General features: G+C 63.7%; 1 protein-coding gene. It reads right to left on the bottom strand.

Features of this window, described 5'->3' with window-relative positions; all coding sequences use genetic code 11:
• Nucleotides 1-1,083 (bottom strand): transcriptional regulator (locus tag ABD323_RS41470; protein ID WP_344447262.1); only part of this gene is annotated, 1,083 nt, incomplete at its 3' end.
• Nucleotides 1,084-1,098: the final 15 nt, after the last annotated feature.

Raw genomic sequence — 1,098 nt, forward strand, 5'->3', positions numbered from 1 at the left:
CGTCGCATCGTCGAGCCTTTCCGCCGTGGTCTGCTGCACCCGCTTGAGCCGGTCGTCCCGGTCTGCCGCGTCCAGAGCACGCCGCATGGCCTTCCGGGCGGTCACCACCTCCTGGCGAGCGGCTTCGCGGATCTCGACTGGCAGGTGGCGGGCCGACTCTGCGGCCTTGGCCTGCAGGATGCGGTCCGTGACGCTCCGGGCCTGCACCACAAATCCGGAAGGAGCCGCCACTGAGACGCTCAGACCCGCGATCGCGATAGGCGCAGCGTCCGGGCGAGCGCCATTCTGAGAGAAGCTCTCGGGGAGCACCTTGTCCAGGTAGTCCCCCTGAAAGCCGTCACTGATCAGCCGGGTCCTTGTCTTCGCGAAGTCGAGAACGATGGCAGCCATCCTGTTCTCCTTGATCTGCTCGGCCATCTCCCGGCTGGTGGCCTCTGCCTTGACGTAGTTCCGGTGCAGCTCCTTGAGGTTCTCCTGGTGACCCTCAAAGTCGGCGAGACTCAGCTGAACTCCCTCAGGCGTCCGACTGCGCGTGATCATCTCCTGGATCACCCCGAGGATCCAACGCTCTTGCCTGAACGTCTTGAGCTGGATATGGAAGGAGCGGGCAATATCGACCGCGGCCCTTCCGCTCAGCTCCTGCTCCTCCATTGCCAGGAGGCGGTTGATATAGGAGTAATCGCGCCTCTTGTCCGGTCGAAGCTGCAGCGCCAGCTCGACAGCATTGATGTCGTCCCAGGTGAATGACTGCGGCAGGACACCAACCCGGATCGACGGCCTGTTCAGGTTTCTCAGGGCGGCAGCACGGGTGTTGCCGTTCACCAGGATGCCCTCGTGGGTGATAAGCCCCGGCTCCTGCTGATCCACCGTCTCCAGACTGGCCCGCAGTGCTTCGAACTCAGGATCTGTTTCGTCCGGACTGGCCGGCTTGCCGACCAGCAGGCGGTGCAGGTACTGCTGGCTTTCATCAGCCCATGGCTGAGTCGCCAGACCCTCGGCAAGCACCGGGTCATGGGACATCTGCGCCCGGATCCGGTGAGTGGCGGGATTGTAGTAGAGGATCCGCAGCGGTACGTCAATCACTCCGACATGAAGCGG

Source organism: Kitasatospora nipponensis (genome assembly GCF_039528135.1).
Lineage (GTDB): Bacteria > Actinomycetota > Actinomycetes > Streptomycetales > Streptomycetaceae > Kitasatospora > Kitasatospora nipponensis.